This window comes from Microcoleus sp. AT3-A2 (assembly GCF_036705685.1).
GTDB lineage: Bacteria > Cyanobacteriota > Cyanobacteriia > Cyanobacteriales > Microcoleaceae > Microcoleus.
Genome location: NZ_JAUBVF010000048.1, coordinates 14,074 through 36,647, shown reverse-complemented (window position 1 = coordinate 36,647; position 22,574 = coordinate 14,074). Strand labels below are relative to the sequence as shown.

Sequence of the window (22,574 nt, the reverse complement as noted above, 5' to 3'; positions counted from 1 at the left end):
TCAAACTTATATAATATTTTATACTGACCAGTGGCTTCTAAATATGTAGAACTTGCGCGTGGAATTGGTTATTTTGTGAGTGCGAGGGGGATTGAAGCCATATCCAGATTGCACAGTTCATGTCGCTACGTAAGTGTCTATGTTGTTGAAATTACTTAATAAAACTTAATAGATAATTCTCTGGCGATTACTCAGGAATTTTAACGATGTTTTAGGATGAATTCTAAAAGTAATGTGCTAGCATCGGCTGTAAATTGCTATCTCCCTAAATTTCCCGGAAAATTGGGCGATCGCAATACCTTAATGTAAAAAATAAGTGAGTAGGGTAGAAATATGTTTTTTCAAGAAGCCGATCCAGAAAATAAGCTCAGTAATATTAGCAGGAACCATAAAAAAACTGCTCAAAGTATGACCAATAGAACAGACTACCAAGAGATGCCCAAAAAAAGAGCAGAGAATTGGGCACAGGCCAACATTTCCGAAGCTTATAGTCTTAGTCTGTGCGAAATGCAACAGATGGAGCGAGCAATGGAACAGCTAAAGCAGGATTTAAAAGCTAGCGAATCTCGGTTTCGGAATGTGATAGAAAAAAATGCCGACGGCATCGCAATCGTTAACAAGCGAGGACTTGTTTGTTTTGCCAACCAGTCAGCAGAAGCGCTGTTTAACTGCACGGCACAGGAACTTCTAGGTCAAGCATTTTTTGGCAATTTAGTAGTAGAAGTTTCAGCTTGCGACCTTGAGATGGCGACGGATATTATTCCCCAAGTTGGAAAAACAGAAGCACCAGGAACTCGCGTCGTGCAAACAGAAGTTGAAGCTATTCGCAAGCAAAAAGCAAATGCTGTAGTAGAAATGCGGGTGGTGGAAACGGAATGGGATGGAGAAATAGCTTATTTAGCTACGCTACGGGACATTACCGATCGCAAGCGCGCAGAAGAAATGCTTTGGTTGTACGATCGAGCTATAGCAGCTACTAGCACCGGAGTTACGATTTCTGACGCCACTGACCCCGAAAATCCAATTATTTATTGCAATCCCGCATTTGAAATCATGACAGGTTATCGGCGGCAGGAAATTATCGGAAAAAACGGCCGATTTTTGCACGGAAGCGATACCGATGCGGCGGCAGTAGAAATAATTCGCCAAGCCTTGCAAACAGAAAGCGAATGCAAGGTAATATTAAAGAATTACCGCAAAGACGGAACCGCGTTCTGGAATTGTTTCTCAATATCTCCTGTGCGCGATCGAATGGGCAAATTAACTCATTTTATTGGTGTACAGAGAGACATCACTGAGCGCAAACAAGCCGAAGAAGCCTTGCATAATTCCGAAGCACAAAGCAGAGAACAAGCCGCTCAACTAGCAGCCACACTTAACGAACTCAAAGCCACTAATTCCCAATTAGTTCAAAGCGAAAAAATGTCTAGTTTGGGATTGCTACTGGCTGGAGTAGCTCACGAAATTAACAACCCAGTCAGCTTCATTTATGGCAATCTCGCTCATCTCACAAATTATACTCAAGACTTGTTTGAGCACCTCGAACTTTATCAACAGCACTATCCTAATCCAGTAGCCGAAATTCAAGAGCAAAGAGAAAAAAATGATCTCGATTTTTTAGCTGAAGATTTACCTAAAATACTGTCTTCAATGAGCGTTGGTGTCGATCGCATTTGCCAGATTGTGCAGTCGCTGCGGAACTTTTCGCGGCATGACGATTCACAGATGAAACCCGTTAACCTCCACGAAGGTATTGACAGCACGCTGTTAATTCTCAATCACCGTTTGAAAGGGAACGGAGAAAAGCCGCCAATTCAAATTGTAAAAGAATACGGAGAATTGCCGACTGTTGAGTGTTTTGCTGGGCCGATCAATCAAGTTTTTATGAATATTCTCAGCAATGCGATCGATGCTTTAGAAGATGCGAACAGTAGGCAAAACTGTCAAGAAATGCTAAAAAATCCCAGCCAAATTAGGATTGGTACGGAAGTTGTCGGCAATCTTGTAGCAATTAAAATTGCCGACAACGGCCCGGGAATAACTGAGCAAGTCAAACAGCAGATATTCGATACATTTTTTACTACCAAGCCCATTGGCAAAGGCACGGGAATGGGTTTGTCAATTAGCTATCAAATCATTGTAGAAAGACACAAAGGCGAATTAAATTGTACTTCGGAATTGGGCAAGGGCACAGAATTTACTATCAGAATTCCGATCGCACATTAGCACGGCGTCCCCATTGCGGGCTTTACCAACTTGCTCTATAAGCAAGCGAGCCGGAAGATCGCATTATTAAAAAACGATGTTTCTCGTTTTTTATCGTTCCCCGACTCTGGTTAATAACGCATAATTCGAGGCTCTGCCTCCCCATTGTAGAGACAATTCTAGGGGGCTTTTCGATTCACTTTAAGCGCATAAAAAGCGAATTAAAAAACCTCCGCACCTTCCAACTTCTTAAAAGTTTCAACCTTAGCCCTCGCCGCTTCTCCGCAAGTCTTCGGCGTCGGAAACATCTTCCCAGGATTAGCCAAACCTTTCGGATTAAACACCTGACGCACCCACTGCATCGTCTCCAAATCTACCTCCGAAAACATATCCGGCATAAAACACTTCTTGTCAGCGCCGATGCCGTGTTCCCCCGAAAGACTTCCCCCAACTTTCACGCAAAGCCTGAGAATTTCTCCGCCCAATTCTTCCACCTTTTCCAGCGCACCTTTTACGGAGTTATCGTACAGAATCAGCGGGTGCAAGTTACCGTCTCCCGCGTGAAATACATTGGCAATTCGATAACCGTATTTCTCGCTCAAACCCTCAATTTCTTTCAAAACATAAGCCATTTGCGTGCGCGGAATTACGCCGTCTTGCACGTAATAATCGGGGCTCAAATGACCCGCCGCCGCAAAAGCAGCTTTCCGCCCTTTCCAAATTTTTAGGCGCGTTTCCGGGTCGCTTGCTGTCGTGATATTTCGTGCTCCGTTATGCTTGCAAATATCAGCTATCCGCTGTTTGTTTGTGGCTACTTCCACTTCTAAACCGTCGATTTCTACGAGGAGAATTGCTGCGGCATCGCGGGGATAACATCCAGTTGCAACCACATCTTCTACAGCATTGATGCTGATGTTGTCCATGATTTCCATGCCACCAGGAATAATACCAGCGCTGATAATATCGGAAACTGATTCGCCCGCAGCTTCTATACTGGAAAAATCCGCTAGGAGAACGCAAATCGATTCCGGCGCTTTGAGAATTCGCAAAGTAACTTCTGTGGCGATTCCTAAAGTGCCTTCGGAACCGACAAATACACCAGTTAAATCGTAACCGGGCATTTCGGGAATTTCGCCACCGACATCGACAATAGAACCGTCGGGAAGTACCAATTTTAATCCTAAAACGTGATTCGTTGTGACTCCGTATTTGAGGCAGTGAACGCCGCCAGAATTTTCGGCAACGTTGCCGCCAATCGAGCAAACAATTTGACTGGAAGGATCTGGCGCGTAGTAGAAACCGGCGCCGCTAACTGCTTGCGTTACCCAGTTATTAATTACTCCCGGTTGTACGACTACTTGCTGATTTTCTAAGTCTACTTTCAGGATTTTTCGCATCAGGGCAGTGACAATCAGCACGCAGTTTTCTACAGGCAAAGCGCCGCCGGAAAGGCCGGTGCCTGCGCCTCTAGCTACCCAGGGAATTGAGTTGCGATCGCATATTTTGACCAATTGCGCCACTTCCTCGGTAGTTCGAGGCAATACCACCAGGGCGGGGCGCTGGCGGTAGCTGGCGAGTCCGTCGCACTCGTAGACAATCAATTCTTCGCGGCGCTGCACGACACCATTTTTGCCGACTACAGCCTCGAATTCTTTAATAACGGGTTTCCAGTTGCGTTCTGTTTCTATGGCTATCATTAGTGATTTTTATTAGGGAACTATCAATAATATTGTTGCAAATTTTACTAAGTTTAGGCAATTATTTTTCTAAGGGTTACAATATTGACACAGGGAAGGATCGGCAGTCTCTCGACCGTCGGGAAATAGTTTTTCTTTAGTATAACCGCAGTTTTTGCATTTATAGATTGCCGATCGCACTAGCTGAGTCGGAAAATAGCAAAGTCCGCAGGGCAATCCGATTTTCGTCTCAGCAATATCGAATCCCGGCCAACCGCACTCCGGGCAGAATTGCTTAAATTTTTTAACTAAATCGAGAGTTGCATTTTCAATGTTTTTCATCCGAGTTGGATTGTACATCGCCCGCATATCTGTTTCGATGTGAACTCGGCCGGTTGACGATTTTTTTAAGCCTGCTGTCACAGCGTCAAAAAGTTGTTTTTCTGTCCTAATGCCCTTGACAATTTCGCCGTTACCGAGCGCAGCATCGCCAACTATAACTACCAGTGCGTGATCGGGAAATCCTGCTTTTTTCGCAAAATCATCTGCTTCTTCTATACTGGAAATTAACTGGTGACTGTAGTTAGTTTCTACCGACAAAGATTCGCCGATTAGTTCTAGATTGTTGGCTAGATCTAATAAAAGTACGATTTCTCTGTTAGCAGGAATATACGGCATCATTGGGTGAGGGCCGAAAGTACCTTCGCTGGCAAAGGCAAGAGTTTCGCCCGCAATTTCTAGGGCTTTTTGTGCTTTCTGGCGAGCCGCTTCTATTTGTGTTCCTAAGCGTTTAACTTCTCTGGTGAAGGTGCCGAAAGTGTCAGTGTCAAGCTCCGCAGGTACTATAATGTTTACGCCTAATTCTCGTTCCAAAACGGGAGCCATCACCCGTTCTTTTTGGTGCATGGTAGCAAGAACTGCGGTACGATCGCTCAATAATTGATTGGGATTCACAGGCTCAGAAATATTAGACATACAGCAGTATCATTTCATAACAGAAGGCTCAAATATACCCTTTGACCTAAGTTATCAATTCAGCACTCAAGCGTCAATCTTAAAAGCGATCGCTAGTTGCCTCCAGTCACCCCCCCAGCTTGACCTCTGAGTACAAAAATTACTCCTGTCATAATTAGCCCCACGCCTACCAACCGCAGCGGCGGCAAAGGCTCGTGAAATATAAGTTTGCCGCCTAAAACAGTAAACAGATAACTAATTGACAGTAAAGGCGAGACTATGCTAAGGTTTGCCCGCGACAAAACTACAATAAAGCCGATCGAAGAAATTGCATACAAAGAAAGACCGCCTACAATCAACGGCTGAGTAGCCATTGCTAGAATTTTTTCTATTAAATTAGCAGCGCCAATGGGCCCTAATATTTTAGCTCCTGCCTTCAGACTAAATTGACCTGCGACGCCGCACAATATTGCAGCAAGCAATAACATAAAAACGCTTCTATTCATAAATTTACTAACCTATAGTACAATCAAAAATTGCCGTTCCCACAAACCTGAAAAACTTTAATTAAGTTTTGTTAGATTTTATTCACCACTAATATTTTAAGCAGAGATACGGGAAAATCAAGTATGGTCGATCGCGATCGAGAGTCGAACAAATATATGGCAGAGCAGACCAACCCAAACGGAGAATATACTCTAGAACTATCAATACTCATGCCTTGTCTGAACGAAGCAGAAACTTTAGAAATCTGCATCGAGAAGGCACAGAAGTCCCTGCGCGAACTTGATATTGCAGGCGAGGTCATCATAGCAGACAACGGCAGCACTGACGGTTCTCAAGCTATCGCTACCAGAATGGGAGCGAGAGTTGTGCCCGTAGCAGCCAAAGGCTACGGCAGCGCCCTGATGGGAGGCATCATTGCAGCGCGCGGAGTTTATATTATCATGGGCGATGCTGACGACAGCTACAATTTTTCCAACCTCGGCTTTTTTGTCAACAAATTGCGAGAAGGTTTCGACTTAGTAATGGGAAACCGCTTTCAAGGGGGAATCAAACCGGGTGCAATGCCGCCGCTGCACAAATATTTAGGAAATCCGGTGCTGACATGGGTTGGGCGACTCTTTTTTGCAAGTCCCGTCGGCGATTTTCACTGCGGACTCAGGGGTTTTAGGAGAGACTCAATTTTGAAACTCGACTTGCAAACGACGGGGATGGAATTTGCTAGCGAAATGGTGGTCAAGGCCTCTGTGTACAAGCTGCGGATAACTGAAATCCCAACGGTACTTTCTCCCGACGGCCGCAGCCGCCCGCCACACTTGCGAACTTGGCGAGATGGCTGGCGGCACCTGCGATTTTTGCTGCTTTACAGTCCTCGGTGGCTGTTTTTGTATCCGGGTACTGCGCTGATGATTTGGGGTGTAATTGTTAGCATTTGGCTGTTACCCGGTACTCAAAAGATTGGTAACATCAGCTTTGATGTACACACGCTGCTGTATGGTGCGATCGCAATTATCATCGGTTTTCAAGCAATAACTTTTGCTTTTTTCACCAAGATTTTTGCCATCAGCGAGAAATTCCTGCCAGAAGACCCCAAACTCAACAAAATATTTCGCTATGTCACCCTAGAGACAGGATTGATTGTCGGAGTCACGCTGATTTTAATCGGAATATTTGGCTCGTTCCTATCATTAACTATCTGGAGCAAAACTGCTTTCGGTTCTCTCGATCCTTCTAAAACTCTGCGTTTGGTTATTCCCTCGCTCACTTGCCTGACTGTTGGTTTGCAGATGGTTTTGTCGAGCTTTTTTCTCAGCGTGCTGGGGTTGAAGCGTAGGTAATAACATTAAATTTACTGCCAACATTCCTCAAAACTAAATTGCCATGCAGAGGAAGTTCAGGGCGATCGCAATGCAGGCAATATCGGGGCGATCGCAATCCAGGCAATATCGGGGCGATCGCAATCCAGGCAATATCGGGGCCGCAGGAGCCAAATTTCAGACTATCTGGTATAATCAAACAGCCAGCTCTAATAATTTTCAATAGCTATGAACTATGAAAACTCAAGAACTTCGCCAGAATCTTAAGCAATCCATAGATCGCTTATCTCCTGAACGGCTGATCGTTGTGGCTGATTTCTTAGCTTATTTAGCAGAACGTGAAAGCAATGAAGCTACGGTGGAATTATTAAAAATTCCCGGTTTTATTGAAGTATTTAATAAAGCCCAAAAAGATGTAGCAGCAGGTAAGGTGACTTCAGTTGAGCAACTCAAACGAAAATACTGATGAAAGTCTAAAGTTTTATTCAGTCGTTCTTAGCTTTGATGCTCAGGAGTTTTTTGAAGAAGCATCAGCTTCTTTACAACGCAAGCTAGATAGATGTTTTGAGATGTTGAAAACTGACCCTCGCAGTCATCCAAATATTAAGCAACTCAAAGGCGAATTAGCTGGATACTATCGCTATCGCGTTGGAGATTATCGGGTAGTTTATGACATTGATGATGAGCAAAAGCGTGTGGTTGTGACTGTTATTGCTCATCGTCGTGAAGTGTATTAGGGCGCACTTTGGGAAGATAAGGGCGATCGTACATTTATTTATTCACTGCTTTTTATGTGATGTTCAACATAAGAGCGCAGCACAGCATTCATTAGAGATTGATAACCTTTTCCTTGGCTTTTAAACCAATCTAATACATCGCTATCAACTCTTAAAGAAATAGCTTGTTTTGTCAGTGGTGTTACGAGTTTTGCTTTTGCCCAAAAATTCGCATCTAACTCAGGAATATCAGAGGTATCGATCGCAGATTCTGGAATATTTTCTAATTCTTCAAGTCGTTTGCGCGAGATAGTCATAGTAGGTATTTTTTTCTTGACGAGTGGCTTTTCTTGCAGAGATGATGCGGATAGCTCCATTTCTTTCAGTATGCGCTACGGTAACGATAACGACACCTTGTATGGCACCAATACTGATTTCTCGGATTTCTCCGTAGTCGAAACGCTCATCAATGGCATTAAAAACGATTCCGTCAAAGATTTCTTGAGCTTCTTCAAAGCTAATGCCATGTTTTTTGAGGTTTTGGGCGTTTTTATTTTCATCCCATTCAAACTGCATGATTGTGTATATACAAAACGTATCTACTTATAATATAGCATAACCGGATCGTACTTTGGGAAGATAAGGGCGATCGTACTTCCTTAGATCCTAAATTGCTATAATCACAATCAGCCCAAAAAGTCTCCACATAAAGCCTATGTCTACTTATAGCGAGGTACTGACTCAGGTTCTAAAACTTGCACCAGATGAGCAACTGCGACTCATCTCTGAATTATTAGTATATGTTCGTCACCGGGTTCAGGCTAAACCTAGGCGGAGCATTTTAGAATTAGAAGGGTTGGGTGAGGAAATTTGGAATGGAATTGATGCTCAAGATTATGTGAATCAGGAACGAGATTCATGGAATGGATAGCTCAGTTACAGGGAAAACTCTACTAAAGTTGCTATAATTTATTGATAATCCCACCGACTAGGAGATTAAGATGCAAGTCAAAGACATGACAGTTGAGCAACTGCGGGACTTGATTCGACATACCGTTGAACAGTGCTTAGAAGAATATTTGGGCGATCCTGATGCAGGTTTAGAAGTTAAGGAAGAAGTCAAGCAGAAATTGTTAGAGTCAATGAAGCGCAAACAAGCAGGAAAAAGTAGCGTCGAACCTGGGGAAGTTTATCAAAAACTTGGCATGAAATCGTAATGAGCTATTCGGTTGAGTTGACTGCAGAAGCTCTGGTTAACCAAGAAAGATTGACTCAGGCTGTGCAGGAGCGTATAGGTAATAAAATCAATTGGTTGGCTGAAAATTTTGAACAAATTACTCCTATGCCGTTGTCGGCTAATCTGGCAGGTTTCTTTAAGTTAAGAGTGGGTGATTATCGGGTAATTTATTCTTTTGATGATGATTTAAAGGTGATTACTATTCACCAGATTGGACACAGGAGAGAAATTTATGATTAACTGAAGTGCGATCGTACTTTAGGAAGAAAAGGGCGATCGCCTGTGATTCTATTTCAACTACGCAAACATCAAGCGACCTTTCGGTTGAGGAATAGGACGACCCAGTGCGTTAGCCGTTTCTATCCACTCCTGCATAATAATCTCTAGATTTTGCAGTGCTTCTTGATAATTTTCCCCATCCGCAGCACATCCCGGCAATTCTGGTACTTCGGCAATAAATGCCTGGTCTTCCTCATTCCAGTAAATGATGACTTCGTACTTCATTAACGAATTTTAACTCACTCAAAAATGTCGATCTGGTTCCTGTCCTAATTCTTTGCAAAACTCTAGATAATCATCTATCGAGTTTTGAAATTCTTGGCGAGCTTCTTCAATAGTTTGTGCTTTGAAAGTCACTAGGTCATTAATATCAAGCACTCGGCCAAAAAGAATTTTCGCTTCAGAATCTACTTCAATGCTAGCAGTGTAACCTTTGTAAGTAATCATGGCTGTACCTGTTTTTTCTAGAATAATCCCTAAAGTCCGATTACGGGGAAAGCCGAGGAGCGATCCCTATACAAGCAAACATGAGGCTACTCTATGCTAAGATAGTGGTTATTCCTTCACAGGTTAACCAAAAATTATTATGGCAACTGCACCCAGAATAGAATCTCACAATTTAAGCATAGCCGATCTCTTTAAAGAGTTTTATGCAGTACCTGACTTTCAGCGAGAATATGTATGGGCTGAGGAAAATGTTGATAAATTGCTTGTAGATATTATTGATGAATTATATGATAATGACGAACCACTAGAGGATAGCGAATATTTTTTAGGTTCTCTTGTTGTCTACCCAGATAATGGGACTTTTCAATTAATTGATGGTCAGCAAAGGCTAACAACAATATATTTACTTTTCTGTGCTATTCGAGATTTTGTGATTAAATCAGGAAATAAATCAAAAGCGATAGAAGGTTTAATAGCAGGAGTCGATCAAGATACTAAAACAGGTCTAGACATAGATAGATATCGACTAACTCTTCAATATGGAGATGGGGCAAAAGTTTTAGAAACTATTGCTGATAGTAAAACTGATATTTCAAAAATTGATAAAACAGCCTCTGAATCAGCTACTAAGTTGGTAGAGGCTTATGAAACAATTAGAGAATTCTTGTTGTCTCGCTTTGGCTCTAGTGTCGAAAAAAGATTACAGTTTTCGGGAATTTTTACCAGTCGAGTTAAATTAATTAGAATTGGAACGTTAAACTTAAAGAGTGCCCTTAAGGTTTTTGAGACAATCAACCATCGTGGAGTTGGGTTAAACTCTATGGATTTACTTAAAAATTACTTATTTATCAATACATCTAAACAAGGAAGTAAAGATTTAAAATCTCATTGGAAAGAGTTAAAAAAACGATGGGATAAAATGATTAATATTATTCATGATTGCAAGGAAGATCCTATGCGATTCTTGCGTTATTATATTATGTCTCACTATCAAGTTAATTTGCAGAATAACTTTCCAGAAGAAGCTATCTATGATTGGTTTACTAACGAAGGTAGCAGATATAAAATAGATACATATCCTTTGAAATTCGTGGATACTTTGATCAAAGCAAGTGAAGACTTCAGCAACTTTACTAGATGTAAAAATGTAGATGGTTCAGACAATCAATCCTTGAAGAATATTAAAAAGCTACAAGGAAGATATAGCCAACACTTCATTTTACTTCTTGCCGCAAGAGAACTGCCAAAGGATTTATTCATAGAATTATGCTGTCACATTGAAAATCTTTTATTTACTTACACTATTACTCGTTCGACTCGTAAGGACATCAATATGATTCGTGATTTTTCCCAGTCGAGTCAAAACCTCCTGGAAGTAAGAAAACGAGAAGATTTTGAAGCTTTTATTGAATTGTATTTCACAGAAAAGTTGGCATCTTTATCTAATGAGTTTAATTCGGCTTTCCGTGAATTAACAGAATCTAAAATAGCTACATATCGTATTCGCTATGTACTAGCTAAAATAACTCAATTTGTGGATAACCAAGCTTACAGTAATACTAGCCAGTTAGATCGATACTTAGATAAATCGATAACTATTGAACACATATTACCTAAATCTGTCAAGCCTGAGTCCAGAAGTAAATTTGATAAACCGAATGAGTATGGTTCTTATGTTGAAAAGCTTGGTAACTTAGTTCTTTTAGAAAAGACAATCAATAGTTCTCTCTCTGACTCGATGTATGATGCTAAGAAAAGCGGTTATAAGCAGTCACAGCTTTTGCTCACTCGTTCGCTAGTTGAAAAGCCTGCTGTGGGGAATAACACGCAATTAAACCGCACTGTAAATCACCTTAATCTCGATCAGTTTGATGTTTGGGATTCCCAAGCCATAGACAAGCGTCAAGAAATGCTCATTAACTTAGCTAGGCGAGTATGGGGTTTTGAAAAATAGTAGCAAGTTATCGAGAATTTAGAGGCAGGCCCAAAAGCCTGCCCCAAACTATCCTACTCTACCCCCTCAATCCGGTCTTCCACCTCCTGATAAAGTTCACGCAAGCGATCCAAATTACTCTCCGAAGTCTCCCAATAACCCCGGCCATTCACCTCAAGCAAAGTGCTGACAATCTTGCGGAACGAATGAGGATTTAAGTTAAGCAAACGCTTCTGCATCTCCTCATCTTGGATAAACGTAGTGTTGACATCCTCATACACCCAATTATCCACAGCGCCCGCAGTCGCACTCCATCCAGTCGTATTCACCAGACGCTTAGAAATCTCCCGCACGCCTTCATAACCGTGCGACAACATCCCCTCGTACCACTTCGGATTCAGCAGCTTAGTCCGCGAATCTAAACGCACGGTTTCTGATAGCGTCCGCACCTGCGCGTTGGCTGTGGTGGTATCAGCAACAAAGGATGTCGGTTTCTTTCCATCTGCGCGCAAACTGCCGATCAATTTAGTCGGATCGGAATCGAAATAGTGCGACACGTCAGTTAGCGAAATCTCCGCAGAATCTAAGTTTTGGAAGGTGACATCAGCAGTTTTTAAGGATGACTCAAAAATCTGCCTGTCTTGTTCCATAGTTCCCGGATTGTCGGAAGAAAAGGCGAAGGATTTGCGGGTTAAATACATTTCCTGCAACTCGGCTTCGGTTTCCCAAGTGCTGTTTTCCACCGCCAAGTTGACGTTAGATGAATAGGAACCGGAAGCGTTGGAAAAGACGCGGGTTGCTGCTTGTCGCAGGTTGATTCCCATTTCTTCCGCTTGCTTCAATGCGTGTTTGCGGACGAAGTTCATTTCTAAAGGTTCGTCGGCTTCCGCTGCCATTTTCACGGCTTTATCTAACAAATTCATTTGGTTGATGAACAAGTCGCGGAATACGCCGGAACAGTTAATTACTACGTCGATCCGAGGCCGTCCCAACTCTTCTAAAGACAGCAATTCCAGTTTGTTTACCCGGCCCAAAGCATCAGGAACTGGCTTAACTCCCACCATCCACATTACTTGGGCGAGGGATTCGCCGTAGGTTTTGATGTTGTCGGTTCCCCAGAGCACAACGGCGATGGTTTCGGGATAGTTTCCGCCGTTATCGGTGCGCTGTCTTTCTAATAGTCTGTCAACCACAACCTTAGCAGACTTAACCGCCCCCGTTGTAGGGATTGACTGCGGGTCTAAAGCGTGCATATTCTTGCCAGTCGGCAACACATCCGGGTTGCGAATCGGATCGCCACCAGGGCCGGGGATAATGTATTCGCCCTCTAGGGCGCGCAATAATGCGCCCAATTCGTTATCGGCGCAAACTTGCTGCAAGCAGAATTCTAGATACTCAAACAGCGGTTTAATGAGCTCTGGATCGACCTTTTTGTAACCCGCTGCGTGTAAGGATTCAATCCAAGGTGTTTTCTTGCCCATGTTGAAGAAATTCAACTTGGAAACCAGGGAAACTCGACCCTCAGCATCGGTTTGTTCCTTCACCAAAGCGCCAACAGCATCCCGACAGGCTAAAGTGATGTTTTGTAACAATTCAACATCTGCTAAAATGCCTTTGTCGTTATTGGTGTAGATCTCGTCAATATTGCGATCGAGACTTTGAGCAATAATCCGCGACAAACTGATTAATCCGTCTTCTTCCCGGTCTAAATTGGCAATGTTAACCAAAGTTGCGATCGCCTCTTCCGCAGTCGGCGGCTTACCGATAACGTGCAAACCGCAAGGTAACAACCGCGACTCAATCTCCATCAACTTGCGGTAAACCAAGCCAACTAAATTATCCCGTTCCTCGGCAGTCATATCCGCAGCAACCCCTCGTTCTTGTTCGGGAGGTAAGGCGATATCCTTATCCAAATTCACCAAACGGCATTTTTCGACGATCGCATCCACAATCGGCACACCGCGCCCAGTCTCTTTCAAAGTTTGATAAGAAGCAATTAACTCGCTGAGTTCCTGCAAACCTTTGTACAACCCAGCATTTTCAGCCGGAGGAGTCAGATAACTGATTGTTTCAGCATAACTGCGGCGCTTAGCAATTGTTGCCTCACTAGGATTATTAGCAGCGTAATAATAGAGGTTAGGAATCTTGCCGATCAAACTGTCAGGATAACAATCGACAGACATTCCCATCTGCTTACCGGGCATGAATTCCAGGGAACCGTGAGTGCCAAAGTGCAGCACCGCATCCGCACCCCAAATGCGCTCCAAATATGTATAGTAAGCAGCAAAACCGTGGTGCGGGCTAGCAGAACGAGAGAATAACAACCGCATCGGATCGCCTTCGTATCCAAAAGTAGGTTGCACTCCGATAAACACATTGCCAAAATGTTTGCCAAAAATCAGCAAATTTTGTCCGTCGCTGTTCAAATGTCCCGGAGGTGCCCCCCAATTTTCTTGCAACCGTTCCGAATAAGGAGTGAATTCTTCGTATTCAGCTACGGACATCCGGTAAGCAATATTTAATTCGGGACTTTGGTATTGGGCTGTTGCGTCATGAATGACTTCTTGCATCAGTTTTTCGGCGGACTCCGGCAATTCTGGCAAGTCGTAACCGTTACCTTTTAAGGCTTTCAATACTTCGTAAATCGAGCCGAAAACGTCCAAGTAAGCGGCTGTTCCGACGTTGCCTTTATCAGGAGGAAAACTGAAAACTGTGATCGCAACTTTTTTATCTAATTTGGGTTTGCGGCGCAGCATTGCCCATTTCATAGCGCGCTGGGAAATTGCTTCGATTCTATCTTGCAGGGCGATCGCCTTGCCAGTTGCACCATCGCGTCCCGACACAATAATCGGTTCGATCGCACCATCCAACTCAGGAATCGCAACTTGCAGGGCAACTTGAATCGGGTGCAAGCCTAAATCGCTATCTTCCCATTCTTCTGTCGTTTGGAAAACCAGCGGCAAAGCCACCATGTAAGGGCAATTTAATTTTTTCAAAGATTCGATCGCCTTCGGGTGATCTTGTTTCGCCGGGCCGCCCACCAAAGCAAAACCAGTCAGAGAAACCACCGCATCAACAATCGGCAGAGGTGTCACACCTTTTGCCCCGACTTCCAAGAAAAAAGTCTCCACAGGTTTAGAGAAGTCCAAACCGCCGGCAAAAATCGGCACCACCCGCGCCCCCATTGCCTCCAATTCCTGCACCATTGCTACATAGTGCGCGTCATCTCCCGTGACTAAGTGAGTGCGTTGCAACACTAAACCAATGCAAGGTGCGAGGGGATCTTTGAGATCTGCAGAAATATCTGTACGGGCATTAAACCAAGTCAGATATGCTTTTACATCTTCAAACATCGACGATGCCAAAGGATGCCAAATTCCCATGTCTGGGTAGACAACAGGTTCTTGGAAAGTCGGCTGTGACTGGCCTTTGAAGACATATTTATGTGACAGCATCAGCAAGAAGTTTTCCAAGTTTTCTTGGGAACCGCCTAGCCAATACTGGAAACTCAGCATGAAGTTGCGGGCATCTTGGGCTTTGTCGATGGGCAAATATTTCAGCACTTTCGGCAAAGTTTGCAGCAGTTTCAGCATTCCGTCTTGGAAGGAACTCCCGGATTTTTCCTTCCGTTTTTTCATGAATTCGCCGATCGCACTTTTGCTTTGTCCCAACTGTGCCATCGAGAAACTGCCCATTTTATTGAGTCGCATCACCCCTGGCATCGACGGGAAGACGACGGCGACATCCAATCTGTCGCGCAGCGGTTCCACCGCCGATACCACTTTTTCTGCCAAATCTTCAATGAAAATTAGAGAAGCAATAAATACATTGGCATCCGCCACATCCCGCTTGAAGGCCTCGTAATTTTCCGGGCTGCGGAGTTCCTCGATCAGGTAGCCGCTGATTTCTATTGCCAAATTCGGATTTTTCTGGTTTATCGATCGAACCGCTGCCGACAGGGCGCTTTGATACTGCGGTTCCAGTACGACATAGACCACCTTCATGAGCGATCGCCCCTGCAAGTTTTCCGGCACAACGTGGCGAATGGTGGGCTTGACGTGAGTGAACATCCGGTTAGGCTCCTTTAAGATGCTGTTTTCGGGAATCGGGAATTTTTTTATCCCATAAGCATTTTTACCAGAAAACGCTTGCCATTAGGTGATTTGAGCCTGCACATGACACAATTCGACAAATTTAGGTCAAATTTTCGTTACATTTTTTTATAAATTCCTTGAGCAAATACTCCATATTTTATTTACAAAATTTTACTTGACATAAGTCTGTTTGTATGTATACGATTAATGGGTTGCGTAAAAATAATTAAAAATTAATCAACAATTGAAAAAGAAGTCCTGAAAAAAGTTCCAAGTTTTGTATAATTGATCAAACTGGCTATCGCTCAATTAACTGAGGGGAAAAAGGCATAATTTCGGAAGGCAGAATCGAGCCTTCGATAATTGCTGAGTCACAAAAATTGATATTTTACCAGGAACTTAAAACCATTTCATAAAGTCTGTTTTGTGTAAATTCCTGATCGGCGATCGAGTTCATGGAAAACTAATTGCTATAGAATCTCAAACTCATCAAAACTTTAGGGGGAAAACATGGCTAACTACGCAATTTTCGACGAACAATTCTACCTCGCCTCATATCCTTGGGTCAAACCAGCCATTGACGCAGGAGTCATCTCATCTGGGAGAGAGCACTTTGAAAAATTTGGGCGAGAAGGCGGTCTAACTAAAGTATCGCGTTATTTTGACGAAAATGCTTACCTTGCTGGGAATCCAGACCTCGCACCCTTCGTCCGTACAGTCAACCCAAACGCACCTTTTGCGACAGGCCTCGATCACTTTATCCAGTTCGGTTACGATGAAGGACAGCGCCGCACCCAAGTATCACCCGAATACAACGAAAGCTTTTATTTAGCAAACAACTCTGAACTTCAACCGTTTATTCAAAACGGAACTTTCAAATCCGGCTTCGACCATTTCATTCAATTCGGGTCCAAAGAAGGTCGGTTTGGGACTTCATTTTTTGAGCCGGAATACTTAAAAGAAAATCCCGACATCGTGCCGTTTGTCAACTCTGGAAACTTGAGAACCGGCCGCGAACACTTCTTCAATTTTGGACAATTTGAGCCGGCCCGCGACGCGACTTTTGTCGGCACCCGTACCAACGATGTTTTAACTGGTGTTGGCGTGGGCGATGTCGAACTTGTGGGAGTGGAAGTAGGAATAGATCCCCAAGGCAACCGGCAGTATGAAAGCTTTGGCACCAATGAATTCGATGTCCTGATTGGCGCCCCGGGAACTAATACATTTGTACTCGGAGTTCCTACTACAGCCGGGAATGTCACCCCGACACCGCTGTATTTGGGTAACGGTCAAGCTACGATTCGCAACTTCGATATCGAAAGCGATTTTATCCAACTGCAAGGAACTTCTTTAAACGGCTACAGCCTGACTCCGGTTGGCAACAATTTGTCAATCCAGCGTTTTGGAGATGTGCTCGGCGTGATTGAAGGAGGAGCAACCTTGGGTTTGACTTTCCAAGAATCTAATGGTAACGGTACTTTCTTGATTGGATAGTCATTGGTCATTGGTCATTAGTCATTAGTCATTAGTCATTAGTCATTAGTCATTAGTCATTAGCTAATGCTGATGATTAATGATTTTTTATTGGTGGTGGGCGATGGTTCTATAAAAAAGTACGATCGTACTTTACATTATTAAAACAGCAACGATGAATTACGATATCTTCGACGAACAATACTACCTTTCGCAATATCCGTGGCTGAAACCGGCCATTGATGCAGGAATCATCAAATATGGAAGAGAACACTTTGAAAAATTTGGTCAAGCCGCCGGCCTCACCAAAATATCGCGGTATTTTGACGAAGATACTTACCTTGATGGAAATCCAGACATCCAACCCTTTGTCCGCACTCCTAGCAATCCAAACGCTCCTTTTGCTACAGGCTTAGATCACTTTATTCAGTTCGGTTACGATGAAGGAACTCGCCACACCCAAGTATCGCCTGAGTACAACGAAAATTTTTATTTAGCAAATAATTCAGACCTTCGTCCTTTCGTTCTGAACGGAACTTTCAAATCTGGATACCAGCATTTCATTCAATTCGGCGTCAAAGAAGGTCGGTTTGGGACTTCTTTTTTTGAACCCGAATACTTAAAGAAAAACCCTGACATTGTACCCTTTGTCAACTCTGGAGCCTTGAGAACGGGCCGGGAACACTACTTCAATTTTGGTAAAAATGAGCCAAGCCGGTCTGCTACTTTTGTCGGAACTTCCGGCAACGATGTTATCACAGGCATTGGCGTGGGGAATACGGAACTGATTGGAGTGGATGTAGGTATCGATCCCCGAGGCAATCGGCAGTTTGAAAGCTCTGGACTCAATGAGTTTGATGTCTTGATTGGTGGCCCGGGAGTTGATACATTCGTACTCACACCTCCTCTTCCTACAGGCGAGAATTTCAGCTCGTTCCCGCTCTATTTGGGTAACGGTGAAGCTACTATTCGGAACTTCAAAGCAGGACAGGACTTGATTCTACTGCAAGGAACTTCTTTAACCAGCTACGACTTGATTCCCATTGGCAATAATTTATCAATCGAGGCTTTTGAATTTGTGCTCGGCGTGATTGAAGGAGGAGCTAGTTTGAATTTGAGCTTCCAACAATCTAACGGTAACGGTACTTTCTTGATTGGATAGTCATTGGTCATTAGTCATTAGTCATTAGTCATTAGTCATGAGCTAATACTGATGATTAATGATTTTTTATTGGTGGTGGGCGATGGTTCTATAAAAAAGTACGATCGCACTTTACTTTAAACAGCAAACTATGAATTACGATATCTTCGACGAACAATACTACCTTTCGCAATATCCGTGGCTGAAACCAGCCATTGATGCAGGAATCATCAAATCTGGAAGAGAACACTTTGAAAAATTTGGTCAAGCCGCCGGCCTCACCAAAATATCGCGGTATTTTGACGAAGATACATATCTAGCTCAAAATCAAGATATTACACCATTTGTTCGCACCGCCAACAACCAAAACCGACCCTTTGCTTCAGGTTTAGACCACTTTATCCAGTTTGGTTACGAAGAAGGCTGCACGCGAGTATCGCCTGACTACGACGAAGTTTTTTATTTAAAGCGCCACCCGGAAATAACTCCCTTCGTGCAGAACGGAATTTTTAAATCCGGCTTTCAACACTTTATCCAATTCGGAAAAACAGAAGGTAGGTACGGGACAAGTTTCTTTGAACCACGTTACTTGGGAGATAACCCAGATGTGGCGGCAGTTGTGGAGGCTGGAGGTTTAAAAACTGGTCGAGAACACTATCTAAAATTTGGGCAATTTGAGTCAAATCGATACGGATTTTTTACAGGAACCAACGGTAATGATATCGTCACGGGATTTACAGCGGGAAAAAATCAAATTATCGGAATGCAAGTAGCTTTCGCCGGCCCCAATCCACCTTTTGGCATTAATAAGAATAAGTATGACGCTTTGAAATTGGATGACATCACGAGAGAACCTTTCCTGACTACTACTGAATTCGATACATTGATTGGCACTTCTGGCATTGATTACTTCGTGATCGGAGATGGTGTTCCCAACAACCGACGTAGTTTGCTCAGCCGGGTAGATTTCTATACGGGCAGTGGGGAGGCCAGGATTGTCAATTTTGAAAAAGGAAAAGATTTTATTCAGTTGGTGGAAACCGTTAATGAACTGAGTATATTTCCATCAGGGGCGGACTTATTAATTCAAAAATCTGGAGATACACTTGCCAGAATTCAGGGCGGAGCAAGTCTAACTCTGCAACCGACTGGGATGATAAATCCATTTAGTCCTCCAGTCGGTCTCACTTTCCTCGGCTAGAAAGCATAAAGCTTAAGTGAGATTTGACTGTTGGGTAAAATCACCCGATCAGGTAATTGTCTCAGTTCTGGATTATTGATAAATTGCCTAAACAGCTCATTAAAGCCGCAGGAATAAAACATGGCTAGTTACGCAATTTTTGACGAAAAATACTACCTTTCTCAATATCCTTGGGTCAAGCCAGCAATTGACACAGGAGTTATCAAATCTGGACAAGAACACTTTGAAAAATACGGTCAAGCCGGCGGCTTAACTAAAGTATCGCGGTATTTTGACGAAGCTACTTACCTCGCTGGCAACCCAGACATCGCTGCCTTAGTCCGCACCCCCAACAACCCAAATGCACCTTTTGCGACCGGACTAGACCACTTTATCCAATATGGTTACGAAGAAGGTCGCACTCGCGTATCGCCTGAGTATGACGAAGCGTTTTATGTAGCAAATAACCAACAGTTGCAGCCGTTTATTCAGAATGGAACTTTTAAAAACGGCTACCAGCATTTCATTCAATTCGGTCTCAAAGACGGTCAGTTTGGGACTTCATTCTTTGAAACAGAATACTTACAAAAAAATCCCGATGTTCGGCCTTTTGTCGAATCGGGAGCATTGAAAACCGGTCGCGAACACTACTTCAATTTTGGCAAAAACGATCCAAGCCGCTCTGCGACTTTTGTCGGAACTCCTGGGAATGACATCATTACCGGTCCTGGGGTGGGGAATAGCGAATTAATTGGAGTTGAAGTAGGTTTACGTACAGGTAATGGCTTTGGCGAAGGCCGAGTGTATGAAGGTGACGGCAGCAATGAATTCGATACTCTCATTGGCGGTAGCGGCCGCGATATATTCGTACTCGGAGACCTTATAGAAGGCGGTAAAAGTTCTGCGCCCGGAACCGAAAAATTCTATATCGGGCCGGGTTTTGCGACAATTCGGAATTTTACAAAAGGTCAGGATAGCATCGTGCTAGGAGATGGCTTTTTACCTTTCTCAGATCAATACTTGATATTGCCCATCAACAACAATCGAGATTTAGCTATCCAATACAATGCTTCACTCCTGGCTGTTCCCGGAACGGCTCCGTTTGACACGATCGCTGTTATTGAAGGCGGCGGAAATCTCAAGTTGAATTTATTACCAGAATCTAGAGTTACTAGATTTTTACTTGGGTAGAAATATCGAAGCTATTGGGGATTTGCCTGATTGCTACTGGGGAGTACGATAATTAATTGTACGCTCCAGAAACCGGGTTTCTCTAATAAACCCGGTTGCTAAGTCTTTAATGGCGATCGCGCGCCAGCTTCAAAACCTCAACCACATCTTGATGATGTTCCGAAGATGCCCAAATTAAAGCAGTCCAAGTATTATTATCCTTAGCTTTGATATCAGCACCCGCCTCCAGCAAAACCTGCACAACATCAGCGCGCCCGCTACCCGCCGCACTCATCAAAGCCGTCAAACCAAAATTAGTTTTAGCATTCACATCCGCCCCCGCCTCCAGCAAAAGCTGTACAATCTCCGTATGTCCGGCAGCAGCGGCACTCATTAACGGCGTCCACCCGTCATTATCCTGACTGTTAGCATCCGCGCTTGCTGCGAGGATTTTTTTGACAATTTCAGCATTGCCAGCCTCAGCCGCAGCGGTCAAAGCCGTCGCGCCTTCGGCATCTTTGGCATTGATATCTGCACGTTGTTCGATCGCACATTCTACAGCCGCAACATCACCCATCTTGACGGCATCAATTAAATCGGTCATAAATTCTCCGTTGTATCCTTTCAAATATTAAATGCTATGGCAGTCGATATTTTAATCCTCTCCAACGGGCCCGGAGAATTAGCAACTTGGGTGCGTCCCGCCGTGCAAGCTTTGCGCCAGCAATTGGCAAACGCGGGCACTCAAGCGCGCATCTCTGTGGTGCTGTCCCCCTGTCCGCACGCCACCGGGAAAGAAGCAGAAATAGCCTGTTCCTACCCAGAAGTTGACAGAGTGCAGGCGCCGGAGCATTTTTTTCCATTCCTATTATCTGGCAAAACTGCTGAAAATTGGGATTGGCACGAAATAGGAGTTGTTTTATTTTTAGGCGGCGATCAATTTTTTACGGTTGTTATTGGTAAAAGACTTAAATATCGCACTGTTATTTATGCTGAATGGGACGCGCGGTGGTATCGCTGGATTGATAAATTTGCGGCGATGAAACCAGAAGTTTTTGCTAAAATTCCCCAAAAATATGCTAAGAAATTTACAGTTGTCGGAGATTTAATTGCGGAAGTAGCTCGTTCCCAGGCTGTGCCTGGAAACGCATATCCAGAGGCTCTGCCTCGTACAAAAATAGAATTAATTGGATTGTTGCCCGGTTCTAAAGCCGCCAAATTAGCTTTAGGTGTACCGTTATGTTTGTCGATCGCCCAATCTATCCATCGCCTCCGCCCTCAAACTCGCTTTGTAATTCCCGTTGCTCCTACCATAGATGTGCAAACTCTAGCACGTTTTGCCAACCCTGAACAAAATCCTTGCCTGCATTTATTTGAGAACGCTAGCGCCGAACTTCAGTTAACAGAACCACCGTTTTTGCAGACAGCAAATAACTTGCAGGTAGAACTTTGGACGCAGACGCCCGCCTACGATTTGCTATCAGAATGCAACCTGTGTTTAACTACTGTGGGAGCGAATACTGCCGAATTGGGTTCGTTAGCTGTACCGATGATTGTTTTGATTCCGACGCAGCAATTGGATGCGATGAAAGCTTGGGACGGATTGCCGGGATTGCTGGCAAATTTGCCGTTAGTCGGTTCTGTTTTTGCGACGGCGATTAATTGGGCAATCTGGCAATTGGGGAAGGGAAAACTTTATGCTTGGCCGAATATTTGGGCACAGGAGGAGATTGTGCCGGAGTTGATTGGGAAGCTGGAACCAGAAGTAATTGCTCAATTGGCGATCGACTATTTGAGCCATCCTGATAAATTAGCACAAATGGGCGATCGTTTGCGTGCGGTTCGAGGAGAATCAGGGGCGGCGAAAAAAATTGCTGAATTGGTTTGTGAAGAAATTGAGGTGCAATCTAAATCTGAGATGAATTAGATTTTTTTATTTTTAACCGCAGATGTATGCAGATGAACGCGGATGAACGCTGATTTAATCCAGATTAATTGGTAAAAACAGGCAAAAGAAATTTTATTTTCTCTTGCCTGTTTATTATCCCAAAACTGGATTTGCTTTCAAGTTAAGCTCGATCGTGCTTAGCAATCACCCAAACAGCGTGGATTGTACCGGGGAACAAGAAAAAACAGCTTAGAACCAGGTTGATCCAAAAATCCCGACCGATGCCGACAGTCATAAATACGCCCAAAGGGGGAACAAAAATTGCAGCGAGTATGCGAATTAAATTGCTCATCTCGGTTAC

The 22,574-nt window shown here is 43.7% G+C and carries 24 protein-coding genes; 14 read left to right on the top strand and 10 right to left on the bottom strand.

The features are described 5' to 3' along the window. Window positions 1-408 precede the first annotated feature (408 nt). Window positions 409-2,226: a PAS domain S-box protein gene (locus QUB37_RS22015; protein ID WP_333166107.1), complete on the top strand. Its 1,818-nt coding sequence runs from the start codon at window positions 409-411 to the stop codon at window positions 2,224-2,226. Window positions 2,227-2,426: 200 nt separating this feature from the next. On the opposite strand, the gene glcD is transcribed toward QUB37_RS22015, so the two are convergent. The 3 genes from glcD to QUB37_RS22000 form a co-directional block, all read right to left on the bottom strand. After that, entirely contained in the window at window positions 2,427-3,902 is a 1,476-nt protein-coding gene (gene glcD, locus QUB37_RS22010; protein WP_333166104.1) for a glycolate oxidase subunit GlcD, read from the bottom strand. A 69-nt stretch (window positions 3,903-3,971) separates the two neighbouring features. Then, on the bottom strand, window positions 3,972-4,856 hold the full coding sequence (locus QUB37_RS22005) for a DUF6671 family protein (protein ID WP_333166101.1): 885 nt from the start codon (window positions 4,854-4,856) through the stop codon (window positions 3,972-3,974). A 92-nt stretch (window positions 4,857-4,948) separates the two neighbouring features. Then, a complete protein-coding gene (locus QUB37_RS22000; protein ID WP_333166099.1) occupies window positions 4,949-5,341 on the bottom strand; it encodes a transporter in 393 nt (130 codons plus the stop codon). Window positions 5,342-5,464: 123 nt separating this feature from the next. Between QUB37_RS22000 and QUB37_RS21995 the strand changes: the two genes are divergently transcribed. From QUB37_RS21995 to QUB37_RS21980, 4 genes are read left to right on the top strand one after another with little or no spacing between them, the layout of a single operon-like run. Beyond that, window positions 5,465-6,676 (top strand): glycosyltransferase family 2 protein, encoded by a 1,212-nt coding sequence (locus QUB37_RS21995; protein ID WP_333166096.1) that lies wholly within the window; start codon window positions 5,465-5,467, stop codon window positions 6,674-6,676. A 43-nt stretch (window positions 6,677-6,719) separates the two neighbouring features. Continuing rightward, a complete protein-coding gene (locus QUB37_RS21990; RefSeq protein ID WP_333166094.1) occupies window positions 6,720-6,881 on the top strand; it encodes a hypothetical protein in 162 nt (53 codons plus the stop codon). Between the two features lie 9 nt (window positions 6,882-6,890). After that, a complete protein-coding gene (locus QUB37_RS21985; protein ID WP_333166091.1) occupies window positions 6,891-7,121 on the top strand; it encodes a hypothetical protein in 231 nt (76 codons plus the stop codon). After that, window positions 7,096-7,392 carry a type II toxin-antitoxin system RelE family toxin gene (locus tag QUB37_RS21980; RefSeq protein WP_242719033.1) on the top strand — a complete coding sequence of 99 codons (297 nt, stop codon included), beginning with the start codon at window positions 7,096-7,098 and terminating at the stop codon, window positions 7,390-7,392. Before QUB37_RS21985 ends, QUB37_RS21980 begins: the two co-directional genes overlap by 26 nt. 38 nt (window positions 7,393-7,430) lie before the next feature. On the opposite strand, the gene QUB37_RS21975 is transcribed toward QUB37_RS21980, so the two are convergent. Continuing rightward, window positions 7,431-7,688 (bottom strand): BrnA antitoxin family protein, encoded by a 258-nt coding sequence (locus tag QUB37_RS21975; protein WP_333166088.1) that lies wholly within the window; start codon window positions 7,686-7,688, stop codon window positions 7,431-7,433. Further along, a complete protein-coding gene (locus QUB37_RS21970; RefSeq protein ID WP_332945908.1) occupies window positions 7,663-7,947 on the bottom strand; it encodes a BrnT family toxin in 285 nt (94 codons plus the stop codon). The genes QUB37_RS21975 and QUB37_RS21970 overlap by 26 nt, the downstream gene beginning before the upstream one ends. A 139-nt stretch (window positions 7,948-8,086) precedes the next feature. Here QUB37_RS21970 and QUB37_RS21965 point away from each other — a divergent pair, with 139 nt between their 5' ends. The 3 genes from QUB37_RS21965 (at window position 8,087) to QUB37_RS21955 (ending at window position 8,848) form a co-directional block, all read left to right on the top strand. Next, on the top strand, window positions 8,087-8,302 hold the full coding sequence (locus tag QUB37_RS21965) for a hypothetical protein (RefSeq protein ID WP_333166084.1): 216 nt from the start codon (window positions 8,087-8,089) through the stop codon (window positions 8,300-8,302). A gap of 70 nt (window positions 8,303-8,372) precedes the next feature. Further along, a complete protein-coding gene (locus QUB37_RS21960; protein ID WP_333166082.1) occupies window positions 8,373-8,588 on the top strand; it encodes a hypothetical protein in 216 nt (71 codons plus the stop codon). Next, complete coding sequence (locus QUB37_RS21955) at window positions 8,588-8,848, top strand: type II toxin-antitoxin system RelE family toxin (protein ID WP_333054057.1); 261 nt, start codon at window positions 8,588-8,590, stop codon at window positions 8,846-8,848. Before QUB37_RS21960 ends, QUB37_RS21955 begins: the two co-directional genes overlap by 1 nt. Before the next feature lie 57 nt (window positions 8,849-8,905). Here QUB37_RS21955 and QUB37_RS21950 read toward each other — a convergent pair whose 3' ends face one another. Both QUB37_RS21950 and QUB37_RS21945 read right to left on the bottom strand, forming a co-directional pair. Further along, window positions 8,906-9,112 carry a type II toxin-antitoxin system HicB family antitoxin gene (locus QUB37_RS21950; protein ID WP_333166080.1) on the bottom strand — a complete coding sequence of 69 codons (207 nt, stop codon included), beginning with the start codon at window positions 9,110-9,112 and terminating at the stop codon, window positions 8,906-8,908. 18 nt (window positions 9,113-9,130) lie between these two features. Next, entirely contained in the window at window positions 9,131-9,334 is a 204-nt protein-coding gene (locus QUB37_RS21945; protein ID WP_333166077.1) for a type II toxin-antitoxin system HicB family antitoxin, read from the bottom strand. Window positions 9,335-9,473: 139 nt separating this feature from the next. Between QUB37_RS21945 and QUB37_RS21940 the strand changes: the two genes are divergently transcribed. Further along, window positions 9,474-11,288 (top strand): DUF262 domain-containing HNH endonuclease family protein, encoded by a 1,815-nt coding sequence (locus QUB37_RS21940; RefSeq protein WP_333166074.1) that lies wholly within the window; start codon window positions 9,474-9,476, stop codon window positions 11,286-11,288. A gap of 53 nt (window positions 11,289-11,341) precedes the next feature. On the opposite strand, the gene QUB37_RS21935 is transcribed toward QUB37_RS21940, so the two are convergent. Continuing rightward, a complete protein-coding gene (locus QUB37_RS21935) occupies window positions 11,342-15,337 on the bottom strand; it encodes a magnesium chelatase subunit H (RefSeq protein ID WP_333166071.1) in 3,996 nt (1,331 codons plus the stop codon). 534 nt (window positions 15,338-15,871) lie between these two features. On the opposite strand from QUB37_RS21935, the gene QUB37_RS21930 reads away from it, so the two are divergent. The 4 genes from QUB37_RS21930 to QUB37_RS21915 all read left to right on the top strand — a co-directional run bounded on the left by QUB37_RS21930 (window position 15,872) and on the right by QUB37_RS21915 (window position 20,346). Continuing rightward, window positions 15,872-16,855: a calcium-binding protein gene (locus QUB37_RS21930; RefSeq protein WP_333166069.1), complete on the top strand. Its 984-nt coding sequence runs from the start codon at window positions 15,872-15,874 to the stop codon at window positions 16,853-16,855. A 154-nt stretch (window positions 16,856-17,009) separates the two neighbouring features. Further along, window positions 17,010-17,996 carry a calcium-binding protein gene (locus QUB37_RS21925; protein WP_333166066.1) on the top strand — a complete coding sequence of 329 codons (987 nt, stop codon included), beginning with the start codon at window positions 17,010-17,012 and terminating at the stop codon, window positions 17,994-17,996. A gap of 130 nt (window positions 17,997-18,126) precedes the next feature. Beyond that, window positions 18,127-19,176 carry a calcium-binding protein gene (locus tag QUB37_RS21920; RefSeq protein ID WP_333166063.1) on the top strand — a complete coding sequence of 350 codons (1,050 nt, stop codon included), beginning with the start codon at window positions 18,127-18,129 and terminating at the stop codon, window positions 19,174-19,176. Window positions 19,177-19,296: 120 nt separating this feature from the next. Beyond that, a complete protein-coding gene (locus tag QUB37_RS21915; protein WP_333166060.1) occupies window positions 19,297-20,346 on the top strand; it encodes a calcium-binding protein in 1,050 nt (349 codons plus the stop codon). A 106-nt stretch (window positions 20,347-20,452) separates the two neighbouring features. Here QUB37_RS21915 and QUB37_RS21910 read toward each other — a convergent pair whose 3' ends face one another. Next, a complete protein-coding gene (locus QUB37_RS21910; RefSeq protein WP_333166057.1) occupies window positions 20,453-20,929 on the bottom strand; it encodes an ankyrin repeat domain-containing protein in 477 nt (158 codons plus the stop codon). A 36-nt stretch (window positions 20,930-20,965) separates the two neighbouring features. Here QUB37_RS21910 and QUB37_RS21905 point away from each other — a divergent pair, with 36 nt between their 5' ends. After that, complete coding sequence (locus tag QUB37_RS21905; RefSeq protein WP_333166054.1) at window positions 20,966-22,252, top strand: lipid-A-disaccharide synthase; 1,287 nt, start codon at window positions 20,966-20,968, stop codon at window positions 22,250-22,252. A 142-nt stretch (window positions 22,253-22,394) separates the two neighbouring features. Here the strand turns inward: QUB37_RS21905 and QUB37_RS21900 are convergent, their stop codons facing one another. Then, window positions 22,395-22,565 (bottom strand): YqaE/Pmp3 family membrane protein, encoded by a 171-nt coding sequence (locus tag QUB37_RS21900; protein WP_333166052.1) that lies wholly within the window; start codon window positions 22,563-22,565, stop codon window positions 22,395-22,397. Between the last annotated feature and the right edge of the window lie 9 nt (window positions 22,566-22,574).